The organism is Streptomyces sp. NPDC004732 (assembly GCF_040609235.1).
In the GTDB taxonomy this organism is placed as follows: domain Bacteria; phylum Actinomycetota; class Actinomycetes; order Streptomycetales; family Streptomycetaceae; genus Streptomyces.
Genome location: NZ_JBEXJR010000011.1, coordinates 84,734 through 105,696 on the forward strand (window position 1 = coordinate 84,734; position 20,963 = coordinate 105,696).

Genomic DNA, 20,963 nt, shown 5'->3' on the forward strand with positions numbered 1-20,963 from the left:
GTTGCGTCGCGCGCCGTCAGCCGCGGGACGGGCCAGGACCGGGCGTGCCGACGAGCTCGGGCTCCGGGAGCCCCGCCGACGTCTCCGCCCGGTGGAGCCTGTCGAGCCCCAACGATGTGTGCAGCCGCCGCAGCGGACCGGGGGCCCACCAGTTCCAGGAGCCCATCAGCGCCATCAGCGACGGCACGAGCACGGTCCTGATCAGCGCCGCGTCGAGGAACACGGCGAAGGCGGTGCCGAGTCCGAGCTCCTTGATCAGTACGACGCGGGAGAGCGCCAGCGCCGCGACGGGGATGCAGAACAGCGCGGCCGCCGACGTGACGATGCGCCCGGACCGGGAGAGCCCGGTGACGACCGCCTCCCGCTCGGCGGCGCCCCCGGCGCGCGCCTCCATGATCCGGCCGAGCAGGAACACCCCGTAGTCGGTGGAGAGCCCGAACGCCAGCACGGCGAGCAGCAACGGGCCCGTGGACTCCAGGGCGCCCTGCGACGTGAAGCCGAGCAGCCCCTCGAACGTGTGCCCCTGGAAGAGCAGCACGAGGATTCCCACCGCGGCGGCCGTGCTCAACACGTTCATCAGCAGCGTCTTCAGGGGCAGCACCACGGACCCCGTGAAGGCGAACAGCAGGAGGAACGTCGTGACGCCGAGCAGCGTCAGCGCGAGCGGCAGCCGGTCGCCGATGCTGCGCTGCTGGTCGCGGAAGTCGGCCGCGCCCCCGGTGAAGGAGACCGGCAACCCCGGCGACACGGTCTCCTCGGCCGCCAGGTCCTCGACGACCTGCTGCGCCCGCTCACCGAGCGGAGCGCCCTCCACGGTGATGTCCCACTGCCAGTTCCCGGCGTCGATCCGGCGCGGCTCGCCGACCGAGGCCACCCCGTCGACGGCCGCCAGCCGCTTCCCGTACGCGACGACCCGCGCCCGGTTGGACGGACCGGCCTGCGCGACGGCCACGACCGGCTGGGCCGAGGCGCGCGGATAGTGCTCCTTCATCGAGGCGGCCACCTGGCCCGAGGAGACCGAGTCCGGCAGCGACGTCCCGTCGACGCCGGTGAACCGGACCCCGAGGGCGGGCGAGGCGAGCACCACCAGGAGGACGACCGCGCCCAGACCGAACAGGGTGGGCCGGCCCACGATGAACTGCGTACGGCGGCGCCAACGGCGCACCGACGCCTCCTCCGCCGCCGCCTCACCGCGGGACCTGCGCAGGGGCAGCGCGTTGATCCGGGTGCCCAGCGCGGCGAGGAGTCCGGGCAGCACCAGCAGGGCGAACAGCGCGGCCGCCACGGTGGTGAGGATTCCGGCGAGTCCCATCGACCGCAGATAGGGCTGCGGGAAGACGAGCAGCGCCGCGAGCGCCGCCGTGACCGTGAGCGCGCTGAACAGCACGGTGCGCCCCGCGGTGCCCAGACACACCCGCAGCGCGTCGGCGGGACCGAGGCCGCGGGCCAGCTCCTCACGGAACCGCGTCACCAGCAGCAGGCTGAAGTCGATGGACAGGCCGAGCCCGAGCGCCGTGGCCAGGTTCATCGCCCCGGAGGCCACCGTCATGCCGCGGACCGCCACCGCGAGCCCGCCGAAGGTGAGCAGCAGCGTGAAGACGGCGCCCACCAGGGGGAGCAGCGCCGCCACCACACCCCGGAAGACGAGGACCAGGACGAGGAGCAGCACCGGCAGCGCGAACAGCTCGGCGCGCGCCAGATCCGAGAACGACAACTCCCCGACCTGGTGCCGGGCGGCCGTCGGGCCACCGAGCAACGCGCTCTCGCGCAGCGCCGGTTCGTCGTCGATGGCCTCCTGGACCGCCTCGGTGCCGTCCTTGGCCTGCTTCTCGGACAGCGGCCCGAGAGCGGCCACGACGAGGGTGCCGCGGCCGTCGTCGGAGATGAGGGCGGGCCCCCGGGACGTGTAGTCGGCGACCGTCACGGTCTCCGGCCGCGCCCGCAGCACCGAGCGTGCCTTCGCCACGGCGTCCGGCACCGGATCGCCGGGGGAGAGGCGCCGCTCGGTGCGCACCTCGATGACGTACCCCTGCGAGGGGTCGGTGCCGGTCGCCTCGCTGATGGTGTGGCGCGCGGTCACGCTCGGGCGCGAGGCGTCCTCGTAGATGGTCGTCGAGTTCGACATCCGCGAGGTCACGTCGGAGGAGAAGGCCCCGGCCAGCGCGGCGACGACCAGCGCGAGCAGGAGCAGCACGCGCCGACGTCGCAGGTGCCACCCCGCGATGGTGGAAAACATCCCAACGGCCCCTTCGTCCGGCGGTGTTGGTGCGGTCTGTGCGGTCTGTGCGGTCTGTGCGGTCTCCGATTCTGACGGATTATCAGTCCTCGGCGCGCAGATACGACCGGCACGCGTCCAGCGCCTGCCGCGTGCTCGCGCCGACCGCGTCGAGCAGGATGCCCTCGCCCCCGACCCAGTCGCCCGTGACGAACACCCCGGGCACGGAGGTCACGGGCCCCGGCCTGCCCCGCAGCCCGCCCCGCGACGGGTGGGGCAACGCCCCCATGGTCCGCATCCGGGGCATGAAGCGCTCCTCGACCAGATGGCGCCGCCAGCCCGGCTGCGCCACGTCGAGCAGCTGCTCCAGCTCCTTGCGGTTGTCCGCCGCGCTGCGCGGCGTGCCGTCGTCGAAGCGGGCCAGGTGCAGGACGGCGCCCTGCGGACGGGCGGTCCGCGCCGCGGCCGGTTCCGCGCCCAGGTACACCGGGGTCTCCACGCCGTACACCAGCGAGGCTGCGGGCACCGGGAGCCGGTCAAGCACCACGTCGAGGCAGGCCGTGGAGAGACCGGGCCCCGTGCCGGGCTCCGGCTCACCGAGCAGCCGGGCCGCGGCCGAGGGGGTCAGCCCCGCGACGAACGCGGCGTCCCACGTCTCCTCGCGCTCCTCGCCGCCCTCGGCCCAGCGCACCCGCGGCCTCCGGTCCGCGGCCGTCATCGCGACGGCCCGGGCGCCGGTGCGGATGTCCACACCGAGCCGACGGGCCAGCAGGAGCAGCGCGTCGACCACCGACTGCCAGCCGCCGTCCACATAGAGCACGCCGCTGCGGGCGGCGGCCACCCGACCGGCCAGCGCGTCCGCGCCCAGTTGGGCGGGGGAGCCGACGTACGCCATCATCCGCATCAGGGCGAACACCGTCTCCGCCGCCCTGGCGCTCGGCAGCCTGCGCTCCAGCCACTGCTCACCGGTGAACGGGGCGAGGCCCGGCGCGGGGCGGGCCAGGCCGAGCAGCCCGACCACCGCAAGCCGTTCCCGCACCGAGAGCAGCGGAGTCGTCAACAGCCCCTGAGGGGTGGCGTATCCGGGGACGAGGTCGCCCTGCCGCAGCGCGAGCGCCGCACCCATCGCCGGGGTCGCACCGCGGGGCCGCACCCCGAGGCGGCGCAGCATCCGCCACCCCGCGCTCTTGTACAGGGCGCGCGGCCCCAGGGTGACGGGGTGCGGCCCGAGGGCCGGGCCCCGGGCCCGGCCCCCGGGGTGCCGCGACGACTCCAGGACGGTGACCCGCCATCCGGCGCGGGCGGCGGCGCACGCCGTCATGAGACCGGCCGTGCCGCCGCCCACCACCACGACCCGGCGCACCGCGGTGCCGGACCGGGCGCTCACACCGGGTCCAGCAGGCCGGACGCCGCGAGCGCGGTGATCCGCCCCCGCTGCAGCTTGCCGCTCGGCGTCTTGGGCAGCCTGCCGCGCGGCAGCAGGTGGACCCGGTCCGGGCGCAGCCCGGTGCGCGCGGCGATCATGCGCTCGACGTCGGCGGCCAGCGCGCGACTGCGGTCCGGGTCGTGGGCCGCGGCGCTCTCCGCCACGACCAGGAGGGTCTCGGTCCCCCGCTCCGGGTGCGGCACACCGACCGCGGCCACACCGCCCCTGCGGATGCCTGGCACCTCCGCGGCGGCGGCCTCCAGGGAGTACGGCAGGTAGTTCCGGCCGCCGATGATGATGAGGTCCTTGACGCGGCCCGTCACGAACAGGTCGCCGTCGGCGTAGAAGCCCAGGTCGCCGATGTCCAGACCGTCCGGGCGCAGCGACGGATCGCCGACGCCGTCCACGGTCAGGTACCGCTCGGTGAGCGAGGGGCCGCTGATGATCAGCCGGCCCTGGCGCCGTTCGGGCAGTTCGTTGCCGTCGGCGTCCGCCACCCGGACGCCGTAGCCGGGCAGCGGCCGCCCCACGGCGGTGACCTCCTGGGCGTCCGGGTCGCCGGGCTCCGCGGCCACCACGGTGCCCGTCCCGGCCAGCGCGCTGCGGCTGATGTGCAGCACCCGGGGCAGCTGCCCCGGCTCGGACAGGGTGACGGCGATGCCGATCTCCGCCATGCCGTAGCAGGGCTGCATGGCCTCGGCGGCGAAGCCAAGCGGGCCCATCCGCCGCTGCCACAGGTCGAGGGTGGCCGAGCTGACGGCCTCCGCGCCGTTGAAGGCCACCCGCCAGGAGCTCAGGTCGAGCCCGGCGAGCCCCTCGTCCTTGGCGCGCGCCGCGCAGAGGTGGAACGCGAAGTTCGGTGCCGGGGACAGCGTGCCCCGGAACCGGCTGATCGCCTGCGGCCACCGCTCGGGCCGGAAGGCGAACGCGAGCGGCGGCATCAGGACGACGGGGATCTGGTGGAGGAAGGTCGAGAAGACCGTGCCGACCAGGCCCATGTCGTGGTGCAGGGGCAGCCAGCCGACCATCACGTCGCTCTGCAGGTAGGGCACGTGCCGCGCGATGGCGGCGACGTTGGCGTACAACTGCCGGTGGGTGATCACCACGGCCTTGGCGTCGCCCGTGGTTCCCGAGGTGAACTGCAGGTACGCGGGGGCGTCCGCGTCGACGGGGGCGGGCCGCCGCGTCGAAGGGCTCCCCCCGGCAGCGCCGTACGGCGGCTCCAGGACCGGCACCCGCAGGTCGGCGCAGACGCTCCGCACCGTGGACGAGAGCTCAGGCCCTGACACCAGCGCCCGCGGCGAGGCCACCGCGGCCATGTGCCGGAACCGCTCGCCCCACACGGCGCCCCGCGCCTCGTTGAGCGGCGGTTCCACGACGAACGGCACCGCGCCCGCCAGCATGGCGGCGAACAGGGCCGTGACCAGATCGGGGCCGGTGTCCGCGCACAGCGCGACGGTGTCCCCGGCGCCGACCCCCAGCGCCTGCAGCTCGTCGGCCGCCGCGCAGGCCCGGTCCCACAGCTCGCCCGCCGTCAGCCGGGTGAGCACACCGGAGCGGTCGTGGACGTAGCTGACGACGCTGTCGGGCGCCCGCTCGCGGCGGCCCGCGAGGGCGGCGCCGACCGTGTCCTCGGGGACGAGCCGGGCGAGCGGGCCGCCCGGCCGCCAGTCCGCTCTGTCAGGGTGCACCGACCGCGTGGTCAGCGGTGGACTTGCCATCAGTGTCTCCGTTCTCGGCGCGTACGCGCGGTGGGGCTCCGTCGATCCGGCGCAGCGGAAACCGTCAGACCGGCAGGACGAAGGGGAAGCCGTGCTTCTTCAGCTCCAGGGCGCTGTCGACGACCGCCGAGCAGACCGCGTCGACGTCCTCGTCGCTGTGCGCGTCACCGGTGAACAGCATCGGCAGGCTGAGCGTGTAGACGCCCCGTCGGCGCAGCATCAGGGTCAGCAGGAACAGACCGATGGGGTTGACCGCGGCCGTGAAGTCCCGGTAGTCCCGGTAGCTCTCCTGCTCCAGGAAGGCGAACGAGCCGATGAAGTCGCCGAAGCCGAGGAGCCGCAGCGGGATGCCCTCCTCCGCGCGCAGCCGGGCCAGCCGCTCGCGGATCACGCCGACCTTGCCGCGGGTGCGCGTGTAGTAGGCGTCGCCCTTGTCGCGCAGCAGGCTGAGCGAGGCGTAAGAGGCGCACAGCGAGAGGTAGTTGCCTGCGTGGGTGGTCTGGACGCTGCTCTTGCGGCCCAGGTCGGTCAGGGCCATGCCGCTCGACTGCACCGTCTCCAGGAGGTCGGCCCGGCCGCCCACCGCGGAGAGCGGCAGACCGAGACCGGAGATGACCTTGCCGTAGCAGTACAGGTCCGCCTCGATGCCGTACGCCTGTGCGGCGCCGCCAGGACCCACCCGGAATCCCGTCAGGACCTCGTCGAGGATGAACGGGATGCCGAGCCTGCGGGCCTCCTGCGCCGTGCCCTTGATCAGCGGGACGGTGTACTCCTCGAAGGGGAACGACGAGGAGACGGCCTCGCCGAGGACGCACGCCAGGTCGTCCCGGTGGCGGTGCAGCAGCTTCGTGGCGGCCTCCAGGTCGTTGGGCAGCACCAGCAGGTCGCGCGGGTCGGCCTGGTGGACGCCCGCGAGCGCGGGCTGCAGCGCCACGCCGTCCGGGCCGACCTCGGGCAGCGGGTTCGTGGGGTGGCCGTGGTACCAGAAGGCCGTGTTGTGCGCGGCGAGGTCGTGCACGCCGTGCAGGGAGCCCTCGAACTTCGCCACCATGCGCTTGCCCGTCCGCGCCCTGGCCATGCGGATCGCGGCCGCGGTGGCGTCGGTGCCGGAGTTGAGGAAGGCGTACTTCTCGATGTGTGGCATGAACGAGCCGAGCAGCTCGATGAGTTCGAGCTCGATGGTCTGGAAGTAGCCGTTGCCCGTACCGGTGCCCATCCGGTCGCGGACGAACTCCACCACGGAGGGCGGGTTGTGGCCGTGCAGCGCCTGGGCGCCGAAGCCGAGGTGGGTGTCGATGTAGGTGTTGCCGTCCGCGTCGGTGACCCTGGAGCCCTCCGCCTTCCGCATGGACACCGGCATCGGCGGCGCGTGGAAGGGCCAGAACGCGTGGTTGGTGACGTCGCGGGCGCGGAGCCGCTCGACCAGCCGGGTCGACTCCGCCTGCCGCTCGCTCAGCTCCGTGAAGAGCTCCACGACCCAGGACTGGGTGAGCAGATCGGCGACCAGGTCCTGCACGGTGGGTGTGACGGGGGCGCTCATGCCAGGTCCTTCCGGGACGCGACGGTGTCGTCGGCGGGGCGGGTGGCGGTGAAGACTCCGTAGCGCATGACCCCGCGGTCGTACGCCTGGCGCATCAGCGGCACCGAGTTGAGGAAGCGGAAGACGTCGACGCCCTTGGCGCGGACCAGCTTCCACACGTAGGAGGGGTCGCGCACCACGGGCTTGACGATGTCGGTCGACAGCTTCCAGGTGTCGCGCACCTCGCTGGTCCAGTCCGCGGTGGTGACGCCGGTGAGGCCCACCTCGGCGCAGAGCTGCTCGTAGCGCCGCAGCGGCAGGACGTGCGAGACCGCGAAGTCGCGGTAGATGCGGTGCAGGAGCCGGACCTCGGCGGGCTTGAGGGACTCGTCCCTGGCGCACCAGGTGGCGACCACGAGCCGTCCGCCCGGCTTGAGGACCCGCTTGCACTCCTGCAGGAACTCCTTCTTGTCCCACATGAGTTCGCAGCTCTCGAGCGCCCAGACGACGTCGAACGTGCCGTCCTCGTACTCGGTCTTCATGGCGTCCATGCAGCGCAGCGTGACCTGGTCGCCGACGCCGGCCTCCGCGGCCTTCTCGGTGCCCCGGCGGACCTGCTCGGCGCTGAGCGTGATGGCGTCGACGCGGCAGTCGAGCTGCTGGGCGAGCCGGATCGCGGAGGCCCCGACACCGCAGCCGGCGTCCAGGACCCGGGCGCCCCGGGGGATGTCGGCGAGGGCGACCAGTTCGTCGGCGAGCCGGTTCTGCGCGGCGTGGCGGCCCGGGTCGGGTTCGCCCTTGGCCCAGTACCCGTGGTGGATGTGCTCCCCCCACAGGTCCTCGTACAGCTCGATCAGACCGTCGTAGTGGTCCTTGATGGCGTGGTGCAGAGCGGGCAGGTCGCGGGTCGGTTCGAGACCCGCCGGTGTGCTGGATGCGTGCGTTGTCATCAGTACGGCTCCGTAAGGGGTGATCTGCTCGGGCGGGCGGCGGCGGGACGTGCCGCGCCACACAGAAGCGCGTCAGAGCGCGTCGACAGTGCGTCAAAGCGCGTCAGCAGTGCGTCAGAAGCGGACCAGGGCCGACTCCATGGTCAGACCCGGGCCGAACGCCATCAGAACGCCGAACTCGCCGGGGCTGGGCACCGCGTCGTGCACCCCGGCCAGCAGCTGTTCGAGGATGAGCAGGACGGTCGACGACGAGCAGTTGCCACGGCTCGCCAGGATGTGCCGGGACGCGGCGAGCTGGGCTTCGGTGAGCCCGAGGCGCGCCCCGACCAGGTCGATGATCTTGGGGCCGCCGGGGTGGACGCCCCAGTGCCGCACGTCGTGCCGGCTCAGCCCCATCGGCCGCAGCAGGTTCTCCACGAAGGACTCGACGGCTCCCGACAGGATCGCCGGGACGTAGGGGGACAGGGTCATCCGGAAGCCGTCGTCCTGCACCCGCCACGTCATGGCCTCGGAGGTCGCGTAGTGCGTCTCGGTGTGGGTGCGCAGGATTGCCGGTCCCTGGCCGTCGTCCGGCCCGAGCAGCACCGCGGCGGCGCCGTCGGCGAACAGGCCGTGCACCACGACCTGTTCCTTCGTCATCTCCGGCCGGACGTGCAGCGAGCAGATCTCGCAGCAGCTCACCACGGCGAGCTCGTCGGGGCGGGCCGTCACCGCGTCCAGGCCCACCTTCAGGGCGTTGAACGCCGCGTAGCAGCCCATGTGCCCGACGAAGGTGCGCCGCAGGTGGACCGGCAGGCCGAACTCCTTGGCGAGGAGCATCTCCGGGGTGGGGCCCGCGTACCCGGTGCAGCTGGCCATGGTGAAGGAGCCGACGTCGGCGGTGTCGACCCCCTTGAGGACCGAGCCCACCGTCTCCGCGCCCAACGCCAGGACGTTCTCCTCCCAGCCCCGCATGCGCTCCGACATGCTCGGCGCGGTGCGGCCCGCGAAGTGCTCGCGGGGGTCCCAGGCCATGTGCCGGGTCCGGACCTGGGTGGCCTTGAAGATCTCCTCCGCGTTGGGCACCTCGCGGTAGAAGTCGGCGTAGAAGGTCTCGTACAGCTCGTCCTGGGCAAGGGGCAGGCCGGGGTGGGCGGTGCTGAGACCCAGGATGCGGGCGCCCGCGGTGGGGGACATCACGCGTCCTCCGGCCCGTTCCAGGATTCCGCGTGCCGCTTCAGCGCCGCCAGGAACCCCTCCGTCACCTCGTCCATGGAGGACTGGGCGAACGGCTCCACGAGGACGGCCATGACCGCCGCCACGGGCACGTCGATCTCGCTGCGCGTCTCGATCTCCAACTGGGACTCCCCGTCCACGCCGGCCGAGGTGCGGAAGACGCCCCACGACTTGAAGGAGTGCTCCCCGTACGGCTCCCAGCTGATCTGCGCGGGATCGGAGGCGTCGAAGCGGACCTGGTAGCGGGGGGCGAGGCTGACGGCACCGTTGTCGAACTCCTCCAGCTCGTAGCGGAAGACCCCCTCGCCCTCGTCCCGGAGCTCGACGACGGTCGGCATCAGCGGTCCCGAGGCGCCGACATCGGCGAGGAAGGTCCGCAGCCGGTCGAGGTCCGCGCGGACCGTGTCGCCGTGCTTGCTCGCTGCGCGTATCCAGACCATCAGTGTCCTCCCGTTGTGGTGCGGTTCTCGTGGAGCGGGCGCCCCTTGACGGCGTGCCCGATGTAGCTGTTGGACAGGTCGCCCGCGATGGTGAAGCCGCCGAGCCCGCGGCCGCGCAGCAGCGAAAGGAGCACGCCGGGCAGCGGCCGGGCCGGCACCATGCCCGCGACCGAGGCGGGCCGCAGCCCGGCGGCCTCGAACGTGCGGCGCAGCGTCGCGGGCCGGATGAACATCCGCCACACGTGGGTGCCGGGGTGGACCACCTTCAGCAGGCGCTGGGCCAGCAGGATCGAGACCAGATAGCTGCGCGCCGTGCGGTTGATGGTGTCGAAGAGCACCGTGCCGCCCGGCTTCAGCACCCGGTGGATCTCGGCGAGCGCCTGCTCCAGATCGTCGAGGTGCTCGAAGATGTCGGAGGCGGTGACCGCGTCGAAGGAGGCGTCGGGGCAGGGCAGCGCGTACGCGGAACCGCTGCGGTACTCCACCTCCACGCCGTGCCGGGCCGCGTGGGTCCGGGCCACCGCGAGGGAGCCCTCGGAGATGTCGACGCCCGTCACGCGGTAGCCCCGGCGGGCCAGCCCCTCGCTGAGGAGCCCACCGCCGCAGCCGAGGTCCAGCACGCGCAGGTCTCCCGGCGCCCGGTCCGGGTAGTGGCGGCCCAGCGTCTCGTGGAAGTGGCCGAGCCGGACCGGATTCATCTCGTGCAGGGCACGGAAGGGCCCCTCACTGTCCCACCAGGCCTCGCCGACCTCGTCGTAGTACTCGTTGTCGATGGCGGGTGCGGTCGCGACGGCGCCCATTCACACCCACCTCGGCGTGGCGAGCGGGTCGATGCCGAGGACGGTCTTGCCGATGTACTCGCGGCACAGGTCGTTGGTCAGCGGCAGCAGCGGCCCTGCCTTGATGTCCCGCCAGATCTGCCCGATCCGGCCGCCCTTGCGGATGCCGCTGCCGCCGATGACCTCGAAGGCGGTGGCGACGACGTGCTCGGCCTCGTTGGTGACGAAGTACTTCGGCACGCAGGTGTCGGCGACGAACGCGGGCAGGTCGTCGCCGGGGTCGACGTGCTCGGTCGCGTACTCGTCGAGCAGCGCCTCCATGGTGGCGAGCGAGGAGCGCATCCTGGAGACGGCGAACTGGATGCCGGGCAGCTTCGCGAGGTCGCCCACCGCGTTGTTGGAGCGCCCGACGGTGGTCTGCACGGCGATCTCGTACGCCCGCTGGGCCAGGCCGAGGAAGACCGCGGTGAAGCAGTAACTGCCCCACTGCTGGCGGGACATGACGTACAGCGGTGTCAGGCCCTCGGGCAGCAGCATGTCGTCCTGCGAGACCCGCACCCCTTCGATGGCGAGCGAGTGCGAGCCCGTCATCGGCATCGCGAAACCGGTCCACGGATGCTTGACGGTGATCTTGTCGGTGTCGCCCGTGGGCACCAGGAAGGCGGCCAGGTTGAACGGCGGCTCCAGGTGGTCGTCGTCGAGGCCCGCGGTGATCACCATGTGGGTGGCCGCCTCGCACCCCGTCGAGAAGTGCTTGATCCCGTCGATCACGAATTCGTCGGCGTCGCGCTTGGCCGTCGTCGAGGGCAGCACCCAGTTGCTGCCGGAGTTCTCGTCGGTGAACGGGCCCACCACGAAGGCGCCGTCCAGGAGGGCGGTGCTGAGCCGGGCGCTGACCTCCGAGTCGACCTCGCCGCGCAGCGAACCGGTGAGCACCGCGTGGATGGAGAGCGTGAACGCGGTCGAACCGCAGCCCTTCGCGATGGTCTTGAGGATCTCCACGTTCTCGGCGAGCGTGCCCTCGAAGCCTCCGTGCTTGACGGGGACGTTCATGGCGGTGATGCCGGACGCCACCAGATCCTTGATGTTGGCGGCCACGAACGAGCCGCTCTCGTAGTGGGCGAGGCTGCGCTCCTCGAAGGTGACGGCCAGCTCCCGGGCGGCCGTGCGCAGCCGCTCCCACTCGGTTTCACGCGACTGATCAGTCATCGGTGCTGTTGCCTTTCTCTGTGGACGTGAGCTCGTCCCCGGTGGCCGTGAGCTCGCGCAGCCGGCGCTTGAGGACCTTGCCGGTGACGCCGACGGGGATCTGTTCGAGGGCGACCACGCGTACCGCGGCCAGGCCCGGTCGTTCTCCCGTGTCGCCCGCCAGGGCGAGCAGTTCCTTCTCCAGGACGAGCCGGTCCGACTCGTCGAGGGCGGCCAGGTCGGCACGGGTGAGTACGCCCTTGGGCGCCACCCAGGCCTCGGCGCGCCCGACTCCGGTGCGCGGGTCGGTCGCGGCGGAGAAGACCGCCGCCTCCAGGACGCGCGGATGGGTCAGCAGCCGCTCCTCCACGGGCAGGCCGTACAGCACACCCGCCCCGGTGCGGACCGAGTCCGCCTCGCGGTCCAGGAAGACGAGCCGGCCCTTGCCGTCGATGCGGCCGACGTCGCCACCCCACCACCAGCCGTCGATCCGGGACTCGGCCCAGCGGGTGTGGTCGTCCCAGTACCCGTCGAAGTGCGAGGTGCTGCGCACCAGGATGCGTCCCGGGGCGCCGTCCGGCACCGGCTGCCACCGTTCGTCGACGATGCGCACGCCGAACTGCGTGGGCATGGGCTTGCCCTGGACGCACGGCTCGGGCACGTCGCCGGGGAGCCAGACCTGCATGATCCCGCCCGCGCCGATCTCCGTGGAGCCGTACGAGTCGAGGAAGACCGAGCCGCGCGGCCGTCCGGGCAGCCGCAGCGAACCGTGCCGGGTCAGCGCGGCGATGTGGGGGGCGTGCGCCTTGTCGGCGCCGACGGCCCACACCTTCATGGAGCTGAGGTCGTAGGCGTCCAGGTCCTCGCCTGCCATGCGCATGTAGAGGTGCGGGAAGGCCATGACGCAGCTGATCCGCTCCTCCTCGATCCTGCGCAGCGCCGCGCGGGGGTCGTACAGCGAGGCCGTGCTCATCCGCGCACCGCACAGCAGCACGGCCGTGCCCAGGGCGAACGCGATCTGGTGCGAGAAGGGCACCCCGAGCATGGCCCGCGATCCGCTGCCCACCGGCAGCACCGGCATCATCGGCTTCCAGATGCGGTACGTGTTGCGGCGGCTCCAGATGCAGAGCTTGGGCGACCCGGTGGTCCCCGAGGTGTGGAACAGCGCGAGCGGTGTGTCCTTGCCGATCCGCCGCCGTGGCGGGGCCGTCGTGGGGGCCGCGGTGACGGCGTCCACGAAGTCGACGACGCCCTCGCGCCCGGCCCACCAGGCGTCGCCGTCCGCGCCGGACGGTGTGCCGACGGCGAGCACGGTGGTGCCCTCGTCGAGCATGCGGCCCACGTGCTCGGCGCCGCCGGGCGCCCCGAGGGTCGCGGCGTCGGAGATCAGGAAACGCGCCCCGGCCCGCTCCGCCACCGCCGTCGCGTACGCCCAGCCGGTACCGGGGCTGACGCTGACCGGTACGGCACCGGCCGCGATCGCCGAGTAGAGGTAGAGCAGGTAGTCCGGGTGGTCCCGCTTCACGATGACCACGCGGGTGTTGGTGGTGACGCCCGCCGCCCGCAGCGCGTTGGCGATCCGGTGGCCCACGTCCCGCAGTTGCCGCCCCGTCAGTTCTGCGGTGTCGTAACCCGGGTACTCCAGCGGGGTGGGCGGCACGAGCAGCGGGCGGTCGCCGTGGTCGGCGGCGAGCGTCTCGTAGAGCCGCGTGATGTCGAAGGTGACCAGGTTGCGCAGCCGGGCGAGCGGCGTCGGCAGGGCCCGTCGCACCGCGGTGCGACGCGCCGCCGGGCTCACCCGCCCCACCGGGGCTCGTCGAGGACCGGCACGCCGAGGGACTGCTTGCCCGACCACTCCGCGGTCAGGTCCGAGTTGGGCGGCACCAGGAGTCCGGCCACCACGTCGCGGTACATGCGCTGGAGCGGGTTCTTCGAGCTCAGCGCGGAGCCGCCCTGCACCTGCAGCGCCAGCGTGACGACCTCGTGGGCGAGCTTGCAGACGGCGTTCTTCATCACGCTCATCTCGATGTAATGGCCCAGCGGGTCCACGTCCACCGAGTGGTCGGCCCGGACGGCCGCGTACAGGTGCGCGCGGGCCGCCGCGAGCTTCGTCGCCATGTCCGCCACGCGGAACTGCACGCCCGGCAGGTGGGCGATGGTGCGGTCGAGGACCGCGAGCCTGCGCTCCCGCTGGGCGGCCGCGACGTAGTCGAGCGCCGCCTGGGCGGTGCCGAGGAAGACGGAGGCGAAGCTGCACCACGCCCAGTGCACGCCGCGCATGAACATCAGCGGCAGCTGACCCGCGTCACCGATGAGGTAACGGCTGTCGGCGTACAGGTCCTTCAGTTCCAGCGCGTGGCTGCCGGTGCCCCGCATGCCCGCCGCGTCCCATTCGGCGATGACCTCCACGCCCTTCTCGGGGCGCGGCAGGAGGAAGCCGAGCGGCTTCGGACGTCCCCGGTCGTCCTTGTCGGCCGCCGAGACGAAGAGCAGCGTGGCGGCGGGGAAGCCGGTGAAGAAGCCCTTGCGGCCGTTGAGCAGATAACCGCCTTCGACCGGCGTGGCGGCGGTCGTCGGGTGCCACCAGTTGCCCCCGATGCCCGGCTCGCTGAACCCGCCCGCGATGACGGCGCCGTCCTGGACCACGGCCCGGTACGCCCAGGCGTGCCGGTCCTCCTGGTCCATCGCGGCGATCATGGCGAGGCCGTGGATGTGCATGTTCACGGCGAAGGCGGTGGAGGAGCACGCGCCGGCCAGGATCTCCTGGCCCCGGCACAGCTCTTCCAGGGTGATGCCCCCGCCGCCGTGTTCCTTGGGCACGGTCAGTGCGGTGTAACCGCTGGAGACCAGCTTGTCGAAGTTCTCGTGCGGGAAGCTGCTTTCGCGGTCGTGCTCCGCGGCGCGGTCGGCCAGTGACGGCGCGAGCTCGCGTGCGATGTCGACAGCGCTGGGACGGACGTGTCCGGCGGTCATGGCTCTCACACCTGCTTCGCATCGGGTCGGGACTCGGATTGCCTCCCCAGGGCCGCGACGAGCGAGCCCAGGGAGTCCATGCCGGGGGCGCTCGCCTCGAACAGCCACGCGTTCATGTCGAAGGCGGGGCGGTCGGCGGCTATGCGCGCGGCGAGTTCCACGAGATCCATCGAGTCCAGGCCGAGGTCGGCGGCGAGGGAGGCGGCGGGGGTGATCGCGTCGCGTCGCAACGTCGGTCTGATCGCCTCGATGTGTCCGGTCACGCTCCGCAACACTTCGTCTTTGGCTGACACACGTCCTCCAGGGCTCCGTGTCTCCGTGGGATGTGCCGATGCTGCACCACGCACATCCAGGGCGGCTGCAGAGTGCTTGTGCGTTCACTGAAGGATTGCTGGAGCAACGCAAGGGGCGGCTCCATGGCCGCCCGGAGTCCGCTCTCTGACTGGTGAGCGAGGGTGCGGGGCCTCACTGACGGAACGCGGAAGATGCGCGCACAGCGGGTCATGACGGCTCGTCACGGGCGGTGCGAACCGTCGTCCACGGCCCTGGCACGGTCCCATGGCCGGAGCCTCTAGTTTCGCTCGCGCCTCCGTGGACTCTGGCTGAAACAGTGGCACGAGCCTGTGAGCATCCGGTCGGGCTTGGCTACTGTGAAGCAAATTGAAGGGCTGTCGGCCAGTGCACGCCGAGGTCGCCGGGGCCGCGACCCGCGCCCGGCGAGCAGCCGTACGGGGGAGAGCCACTCAGGGTCGGTGCTGCTCCCCCGCGCTTCACGTCGACGAAGTCAAGGAGAGAGACATGCGCGTTCTGGTCGCCGGTGCCACTGGTGTCATCGGCCGACAGCTGACCGGTCTGCTGGCGGACAAGGGGCACGAGGTGATCGCTCTCGCCCGCAATCCGGAGCGCGCCGCCGCGTCGGGCAGCGGGGTGCGGGCGGTCCGCGCCGACGCCCTGGACGCGGAGGGGCTGTCCGCCGCGGTCGTGCGGGCCGAGCCCGAGGCGGTCGTGAACCTCCTCACGGCGATCCCCAGGAAGGTCGACTCCCGGCGGCTCGACCGGGACTTCGCCGCGACGAACCTGCTGCGCACCCGGGGCACCCGCAACCTCGTCGACGCGGCCAAGGCGGCGGGCGTCCAGCGCATGGTGGGCGAGAGCGTCGCCTTCGGGTACCGGCCGGCCCCCGACGGCGGTCTGCGGGACGAGACGTCCCCCCTGTGGACGACGGGACCGGAGCAATTCCGGCCCGTCGTCGCGGCGTTGCGGGAACTGGAGGAGCGCACGACCGGTGAGGGCGGCACGGTCCTGCGCTTCGGTCACCTGTACGGACCCGGTTCCGCCTTCGACCGCGAAGGGAACTTCACCCAGCAGGTCCGCAAGCGGATGCTGCCGTTGGTCGGCGAGGGCAACGCCGTCTTCTCCTTCATCCATGCCCAGGACGCGGCCGCCGCCGTACTCAAGGCCCTGGAAGGCGACGCGGACGTAGTGCGCGGCGCCACGTACAACATCGTCGACGACGACCCGGCGCCGGTGTCGGCCTGGCTGCCGGAACTCGCGCGCGTGCTCGGCGCGAAGGCGCCGATGCGCGTCCCCGTGTGGCTGGTGCGCCCGATGATCGGGTCCTACGGCGTGGCCTTCATGAACGAACTCCAGGGTGCGGACAACGGCCTGGCCGCCCGCGGACTCGGCTGGCAGCCGTCCCGCGCGAGCTGGCGCGAGGGCTTCGCCGCCGAACTCGGTGCGAGTACGCCGAACCGTTAGAAAGGACGGCCGATGTTGGAGAAGCATCCTTTCCGCGACATACTCGGGCGGTTTGCCACGGGAGTGGTGCTGCTCACTCTGCAGCCGCCGCGCGGTGTTCCCATGGGCATGGCCGTGAATTCCTTCACCTCGGTCTCGCTCGAACCTCCGCTCATTTCCCTCTGCTTACGCACGGGGTCGCCGACCCTGACCGCCCTCCTGCGGTCCGACGCATTCGCTGTCTCCATACTCGGGGAAGAGCACGAGGAGCTCTGCCGGTCGTTCAGCACCCCCGGCGCGGAGCGCTTCTCCGGGCGGGAGTGGGCCCGCACCCCCGGCGGCCACCCGGTGCCCGGCGACGCCCTCGCCTGGCTGGACTGCCGCGTTTCGGCCGTACACCCGGCCGGGGACCACGAACTCGTCATCGCCGAGACGGTGGACGGTGACGCGGCGGAGCGGAATGCTCCGCTCGTATTTCACCGCGGACGTTTCACAAAACTCATATGTGAAAGTCCTGTCGGGAATTGACCCGCTGCTTCTGATTTCTGTCAGAATTCAGTGTGCAAGGGTCCCGCCCCCAGGGGGATGTGGGCGGGCCTGACGAAGGGTGTGTTGACAATGCAGTTCCAGGTTCTCGGATCGCTGGAAATGACTGACGGGGGTAAGTCATACATTCCTACGGCACCAAAACAACGTCAGTTGCTCGCCCTGCTCCTGCTCAATTCCAACCGAGTGGTACCCATCCATACGTGCGTCAACGAGCTCTGGGGCGAGGACCCGCCGGACGCCGCCCGCGCCACGCTCCAGTCCCACATACTCCAGCTCCGCCACGCCCTCAAGAGCGTGCCCGGAGTGGGCAGCCTCCCGGCCGCGCGCAGCATCCTGGAGACCCGGGACGGCGGCTATCTGTTCGTCACGCGCCCCGGTGATCTGGACACCGAGAAGTTCACCGGACTCCTGCGGACCGGCAAGGAACTCCTCAAGACGGACGACCGCGAGGCCTCCGACCGGCTGGCCGAGGCCCTGAACCTGTGGCGGGGCCCCGCGCTCGCGGACGTGCGGCACGGGCCGGTGCTGCGTCGGCACGTCGTCCATCTGGAGGAGGAACGGGTCACGGCCCAGGAGCACCGGATCGACGCCGATCTGCGCCTCGGCCGACACCGTGAACTCATCGGGGAGCTCAGCGCCTTGGCGGTCGAGCACCCGACGCGCGAGCATCTGCACGCCAAACTGACCCTCGCCCTCTACCGCTCCGGGCGGCGGGTGCAGGCGCTCGACGTCCTGCAGCAACTGCACCGCGCCCTGCGGCGGGACCTCGGTCTGGAGACCTCGCCCTGGGTGCACAACCTTCACCAGGCCGTTCTGGCCTCCAGCGCGTCGATCGACATGCCGTAGCCGGACAGATCTTCCGAAAACGGCGCCCCATGCAACGGATGCGTTGCATGGGGCGCAATGGTATGAGCGTATGTTGCGTCAGTCGCAACCCTCATTACGGTTCGGCCGCTTATACCAATGGGTCTAGACCGCCTAGGTCTGGTGTGACCACAATCGCTCCCACCAATCGGAACCTGGAGGGGGCCGGCATGAATCGACGTGTCATCGCCGCTGGTTGTATCGCCATGAGTCTCGGACTGACCGCCACGGCATGCGGTGGCGATGATGGCGACTCGGGCGACAAGGCCACCGACGGCAAGGGCAAGACCCTCACCGTATGGATCATGGAGGGGACCAACCCCGACGCTCGGCCCTTCTTCGCGGAGGCCGAGAAGGCCTTCACCAAGAAGACCGGCGCCAAGATCAAGGTCGAGTACCAGCAGTGGGCCAGCGCCCAGAAGAAGTTCACGACCGCCATCGAGGGCGGCGAGGACCAGGTGCCCGACGTGGCCGAGGTCGGCACCACCTGGGTGCCGCAGTTCGCCGAGACCGACGCCCTCGTCGACGTCACCGACGAGGTGAAGAAGTCGGGCCTGAACGACGACCTCGTCGCGGGCCTCAAGGACGCGGGCACGCTCGACGGCAAGCAGTACGGCATGCCGTGGTACGCGGGCGTCCGCTCCATCGTCTACCGCAAGGACATCTTCGAGAAGCACAACCTGAAGCCTCCGACCACGTGGAAGGAGCTCCAGACGACCGCCAAGACGCTCAAGGAGAAGGAGCCGAAGCTCGTCTCCTTCCCGGTGGCGGGCGGCGCGGAGATGTTCGCGGCCCCCTTCATCTGGGGCGCGGGCGGTGAGCTCGCCACCGAGTCCGGCGGCAAGTGGAAGTCCGGCGTCAACTCGCCCGAGGCCGTCAAGGGCCTGGAGTTCTACACGGGCCTCGCCACCAAGGACAAGGTCTCCCCGGCCAAGGTCAACACCTGGACGGAGAAGGAGGTCGGCGACGCCTGGAACAAGGGCGAGATCGCCATGGCCATCGGCGGCAACTGGACCCCGAAGGCCATCGTCGACGCCAACAAGGACCTCAAGGGCAAGCTCGGCGCGGTGCCGATCCCGGGCCAGAACGGCGGCATGAGCAAGTCCTTCCTCGGCGGCTCCTACCTGTCCACGTTCAACACGGACAAGAAGGACCTCGCCTGGGAGTTCGTGAAGCTGGTGACCACCGGTGAGTTCGCCGCCAAGTGGGCCGCGGAGACCAACTACTTCCCCGGCCAGAACTCCGAGCTGAAGAAGATCGAGGCGAAGAAGGACCCGCTGGTCGAGCCGTTCGCCAAGCAGATGCTGGAGGCCGGTGCGACCGTCCCCAAGACCAAGTCGTACGGCGAGATCCAGGCCTCCAAGGTCATCCCCGGCATGGTCCAGTCGATCCTGACCGGCAAGGCGTCCGTGCAGGAAGCGGCGGACAAGGCGGCGAAGGACATGGACGCGATCTTCGCCAAGGACGAGTAGACAAGGGCGAGTTCGGCACTGTGAAGGACTTACCGTGAAAGACACGCTCGTCAGCGAGGGGCCGAAGACGTCGGCCCCTCGCGGCCCCCGGAAGCCCGACGGCGGGGCCGAAGCGGCCCGCCGTCGCAAGAAGCTCATCACCCTCACCCGCCCCTGGCTTCTCCTCGCGCCCTCCCTGGTGGTCCTCGCGGGCCTGCTGCTGTGGCCGCTGATCCAGGTCGGCAAGCTCTCCATGCAGGACTACGAGGTCAAGTTCGGCGGCGGCGTCAGCACGTTCACCGGCTTCGACCACTACAGCGACCTGCTCTCCAGCGGCCTGCTGTGGAAGACGGTCCTGCCCAACACCGTCTTCTTCGCCTTCGCCTGCGTCGGCCTCACCGTCGCGCTCGGCACCCTGGTGGCGCTGCTGCTCAACCGCCTCGGCACCACCTGGCGGATGATCTGCTCCATCGCGGTCCTCGGCGCCTGGGCCATGCCCGCGGTGACGGGCACGTACGTATGGATCTGGCTCTTCCAGCCACAGGACGGCATGGTCAGCCAGCTCGCGGGCTCGGTCGGCCTGATCGACCCGGAGACCACCAACTGGTTCACCGAGCGCGGCCCGTTCTACGCGATCGCCACGCTCAACGTCGTCCACCACGGCTTCCCGTTCGTCGCCATCACCGTCCTCGCGGGACTCATGACGATCCCCAAGGAGCTCTACGAGGCGGGGGAGCTGGACGGCGCCAACGCCTGGCAGCGGTTCTGGAACATCACCGTGCCGACCATCAAGCCCGTCTTCCTCGTGGTGACCATCCTCTCCACGATCTGGGACTTCAAGGTCTTCACCCAGGTGTATCTGCAACCGGGCGGCGACGGCTCCAACGAAGAGGTCTACAACCTGGGCGTCTTCTCCTACATCCAGGCCTTCGCCAAGAACGACTACGGCACGGGCGCCGCGGCCGCGGTCCTGCTGACCGTGCTGCTCCTGGCCATCACCGTCGTCTACATCCGCACGCTGTTCCGGCAGGGGGACGAGGACCTGTGACAACCCGCCGCACCACTCTCGCCTCGCGCATCGGGCTGCCGGCCGCGGTCGTCGGGCTCCTCGTCTTCACGCTCTTCCCGGTCTACTGGATGGTCTCCACGGCGCTCGACCCGAAGGCGTCGCTCCGTGGCTCGGACGTCCTGCCGAGCGGCGTCAGCCTCGAACACTTCAAGTTCGTCTTCGACAAGGGCAACTTCGGTACGTACCTGCTGAACTCGGCGGTCGTCGGCCTCGCCACGATCGTGGCGGCCGCGCTGCTCTCGCTCTTCGCCGCCATCGCGGTGGCGCGGTTCAAGTTCCGCTTCCGCACCTCCGTACTGATCATGATCCTGATCGTGCAGATGGTGCCGCTGGAGGCGCTCGTCATCCCGCTCTTCATCCAGATGCGGGACTACGACATGCTCAACTCCCTGCTGGGGCTGAGCATCGTCTACATCGCCCTCTCGCTCCCGTTCGCCATCTGGACGCTGCGCGGCTTCGTCGCCACCGTCCCCAAGGAGGTCGAGGAGGCCGCGTACATCGACGGGGCGTCCTGGCCGCGGATGTTCTGGTCGGTGCTGCTCCCGCTGGTCGCGCCGGGGCTCGTCGCCACCTCGATCTTCGCCTTCATCACGGCGTGGAACGAGTTCGTCTTCGCGTACACGTTCATGAAGGGCAGCGACAAGTACACGGCCGCCGTGGGCATCTATCAGTTCTTCGGTGAGAACTCCACGGCCTGGGGCCCGGTCATGGCCAGCTCCACGCTGGTGACCGTGCCGGTGATGATCTTCTTCGTGATCGTGCACCGGAAGCTCGGTTCGGGTCTGGCGGCAGGCGCCGTCAAGGGCTGACCGTCCACAGGGAGGCGTCCGGGTGCCGGGTCACGGCACCCGGACGCCTCCCTGTCGG

18 protein-coding genes are annotated in these 20,963 nt (G+C 71.1%); 6 read left to right on the forward strand and 12 right to left on the reverse strand.

Translation table 11 applies throughout. From position 1 onward, the window contains the following. Positions 1–16: 16 nt before the first annotated feature. The 12 genes from ABZV77_RS30880 to ABZV77_RS30935 form a co-directional block, all read right to left on the reverse strand. Positions 17–2,236, reverse strand: a complete 2,220-nt coding sequence (locus ABZV77_RS30880; RefSeq protein ID WP_356263826.1) for an MMPL family transporter — start codon at positions 2,234–2,236, stop codon at positions 17–19. 82 nt (positions 2,237–2,318) lie between these two features. Further along, positions 2,319–3,602 (reverse strand): FAD-dependent oxidoreductase, encoded by a 1,284-nt coding sequence (locus tag ABZV77_RS30885; RefSeq protein ID WP_356263828.1) that lies wholly within the window; start codon positions 3,600–3,602, stop codon positions 2,319–2,321. Continuing rightward, entirely contained in the window at positions 3,599–5,362 is a 1,764-nt protein-coding gene (locus tag ABZV77_RS30890) for an AMP-binding protein (RefSeq protein ID WP_356263831.1), read from the reverse strand. The genes ABZV77_RS30885 and ABZV77_RS30890 overlap by 4 nt, the downstream gene beginning before the upstream one ends. Positions 5,363–5,426: 64 nt before the next feature. Beyond that, positions 5,427–6,902, reverse strand: coding sequence for an aminotransferase class III-fold pyridoxal phosphate-dependent enzyme (locus ABZV77_RS30895; protein ID WP_356263834.1), 1,476 nt, complete (start codon positions 6,900–6,902; stop codon positions 5,427–5,429). Then, entirely contained in the window at positions 6,899–7,831 is a 933-nt protein-coding gene (locus ABZV77_RS30900) for a methyltransferase domain-containing protein (RefSeq protein WP_306334013.1), read from the reverse strand. Before ABZV77_RS30900 ends, ABZV77_RS30895 begins: the two co-directional genes overlap by 4 nt. Before the next feature lie 114 nt (positions 7,832–7,945). Next, entirely contained in the window at positions 7,946–9,007 is a 1,062-nt protein-coding gene (locus tag ABZV77_RS30905; protein ID WP_356263837.1) for a type III polyketide synthase, read from the reverse strand. Further along, entirely contained in the window at positions 9,007–9,486 is a 480-nt protein-coding gene (locus tag ABZV77_RS30910; RefSeq protein WP_356263839.1) for a hypothetical protein, read from the reverse strand. The genes ABZV77_RS30905 and ABZV77_RS30910 overlap by 1 nt, the downstream gene beginning before the upstream one ends. After that, a complete protein-coding gene (ubiG, locus tag ABZV77_RS30915) occupies positions 9,486–10,286 on the reverse strand; it encodes a bifunctional 2-polyprenyl-6-hydroxyphenol methylase/3-demethylubiquinol 3-O-methyltransferase UbiG (protein ID WP_356263842.1) in 801 nt (266 codons plus the stop codon). Before ubiG ends, ABZV77_RS30910 begins: the two co-directional genes overlap by 1 nt. Then, entirely contained in the window at positions 10,287–11,474 is a 1,188-nt protein-coding gene (locus ABZV77_RS30920; RefSeq protein ID WP_356263845.1) for an acyl-CoA dehydrogenase family protein, read from the reverse strand. After that, positions 11,467–13,251 (reverse strand): class I adenylate-forming enzyme family protein, encoded by a 1,785-nt coding sequence (locus ABZV77_RS30925; RefSeq protein WP_356263847.1) that lies wholly within the window; start codon positions 13,249–13,251, stop codon positions 11,467–11,469. Before ABZV77_RS30925 ends, ABZV77_RS30920 begins: the two co-directional genes overlap by 8 nt. Beyond that, complete coding sequence (locus ABZV77_RS30930) at positions 13,248–14,426, reverse strand: acyl-CoA dehydrogenase family protein (protein WP_356263850.1); 1,179 nt, start codon at positions 14,424–14,426, stop codon at positions 13,248–13,250. Before ABZV77_RS30930 ends, ABZV77_RS30925 begins: the two co-directional genes overlap by 4 nt. 5 nt (positions 14,427–14,431) lie before the next feature. Next, positions 14,432–14,689 carry a phosphopantetheine-binding protein gene (locus ABZV77_RS30935; RefSeq protein WP_356263853.1) on the reverse strand — a complete coding sequence of 86 codons (258 nt, stop codon included), beginning with the start codon at positions 14,687–14,689 and terminating at the stop codon, positions 14,432–14,434. Between the two features lie 535 nt (positions 14,690–15,224). Between ABZV77_RS30935 and ABZV77_RS30940 the strand changes: the two genes are divergently transcribed. From ABZV77_RS30940 to ABZV77_RS30965, 6 genes are all read left to right on the forward strand, one after another. Next, the gene (locus tag ABZV77_RS30940; protein WP_356263856.1) at positions 15,225–16,184 is read left to right on the forward strand and encodes an NAD(P)-dependent oxidoreductase; all 960 of its coding nucleotides are present in this window, start codon (positions 15,225–15,227) and stop codon (positions 16,182–16,184) included. A 12-nt stretch (positions 16,185–16,196) separates the two neighbouring features. Beyond that, positions 16,197–16,691 carry a flavin reductase family protein gene (locus tag ABZV77_RS30945; RefSeq protein WP_356263859.1) on the forward strand — a complete coding sequence of 165 codons (495 nt, stop codon included), beginning with the start codon at positions 16,197–16,199 and terminating at the stop codon, positions 16,689–16,691. Positions 16,692–16,811: 120 nt separating this feature from the next. Next, positions 16,812–17,558 (forward strand): AfsR/SARP family transcriptional regulator, encoded by a 747-nt coding sequence (locus tag ABZV77_RS30950; protein WP_356263860.1) that lies wholly within the window; start codon positions 16,812–16,814, stop codon positions 17,556–17,558. 224 nt (positions 17,559–17,782) lie between these two features. After that, entirely contained in the window at positions 17,783–19,048 is a 1,266-nt protein-coding gene (locus ABZV77_RS30955) for a sugar ABC transporter substrate-binding protein (RefSeq protein ID WP_356263863.1), read from the forward strand. A gap of 34 nt (positions 19,049–19,082) precedes the next feature. Then, complete coding sequence (locus ABZV77_RS30960; RefSeq protein ID WP_356263866.1) at positions 19,083–20,075, forward strand: sugar ABC transporter permease; 993 nt, start codon at positions 19,083–19,085, stop codon at positions 20,073–20,075. Next, the gene (locus ABZV77_RS30965) at positions 20,072–20,905 is read left to right on the forward strand and encodes a carbohydrate ABC transporter permease (protein WP_356263869.1); all 834 of its coding nucleotides are present in this window, start codon (positions 20,072–20,074) and stop codon (positions 20,903–20,905) included. The genes ABZV77_RS30960 and ABZV77_RS30965 overlap by 4 nt, the downstream gene beginning before the upstream one ends. Positions 20,906–20,963: the final 58 nt, after the last annotated feature.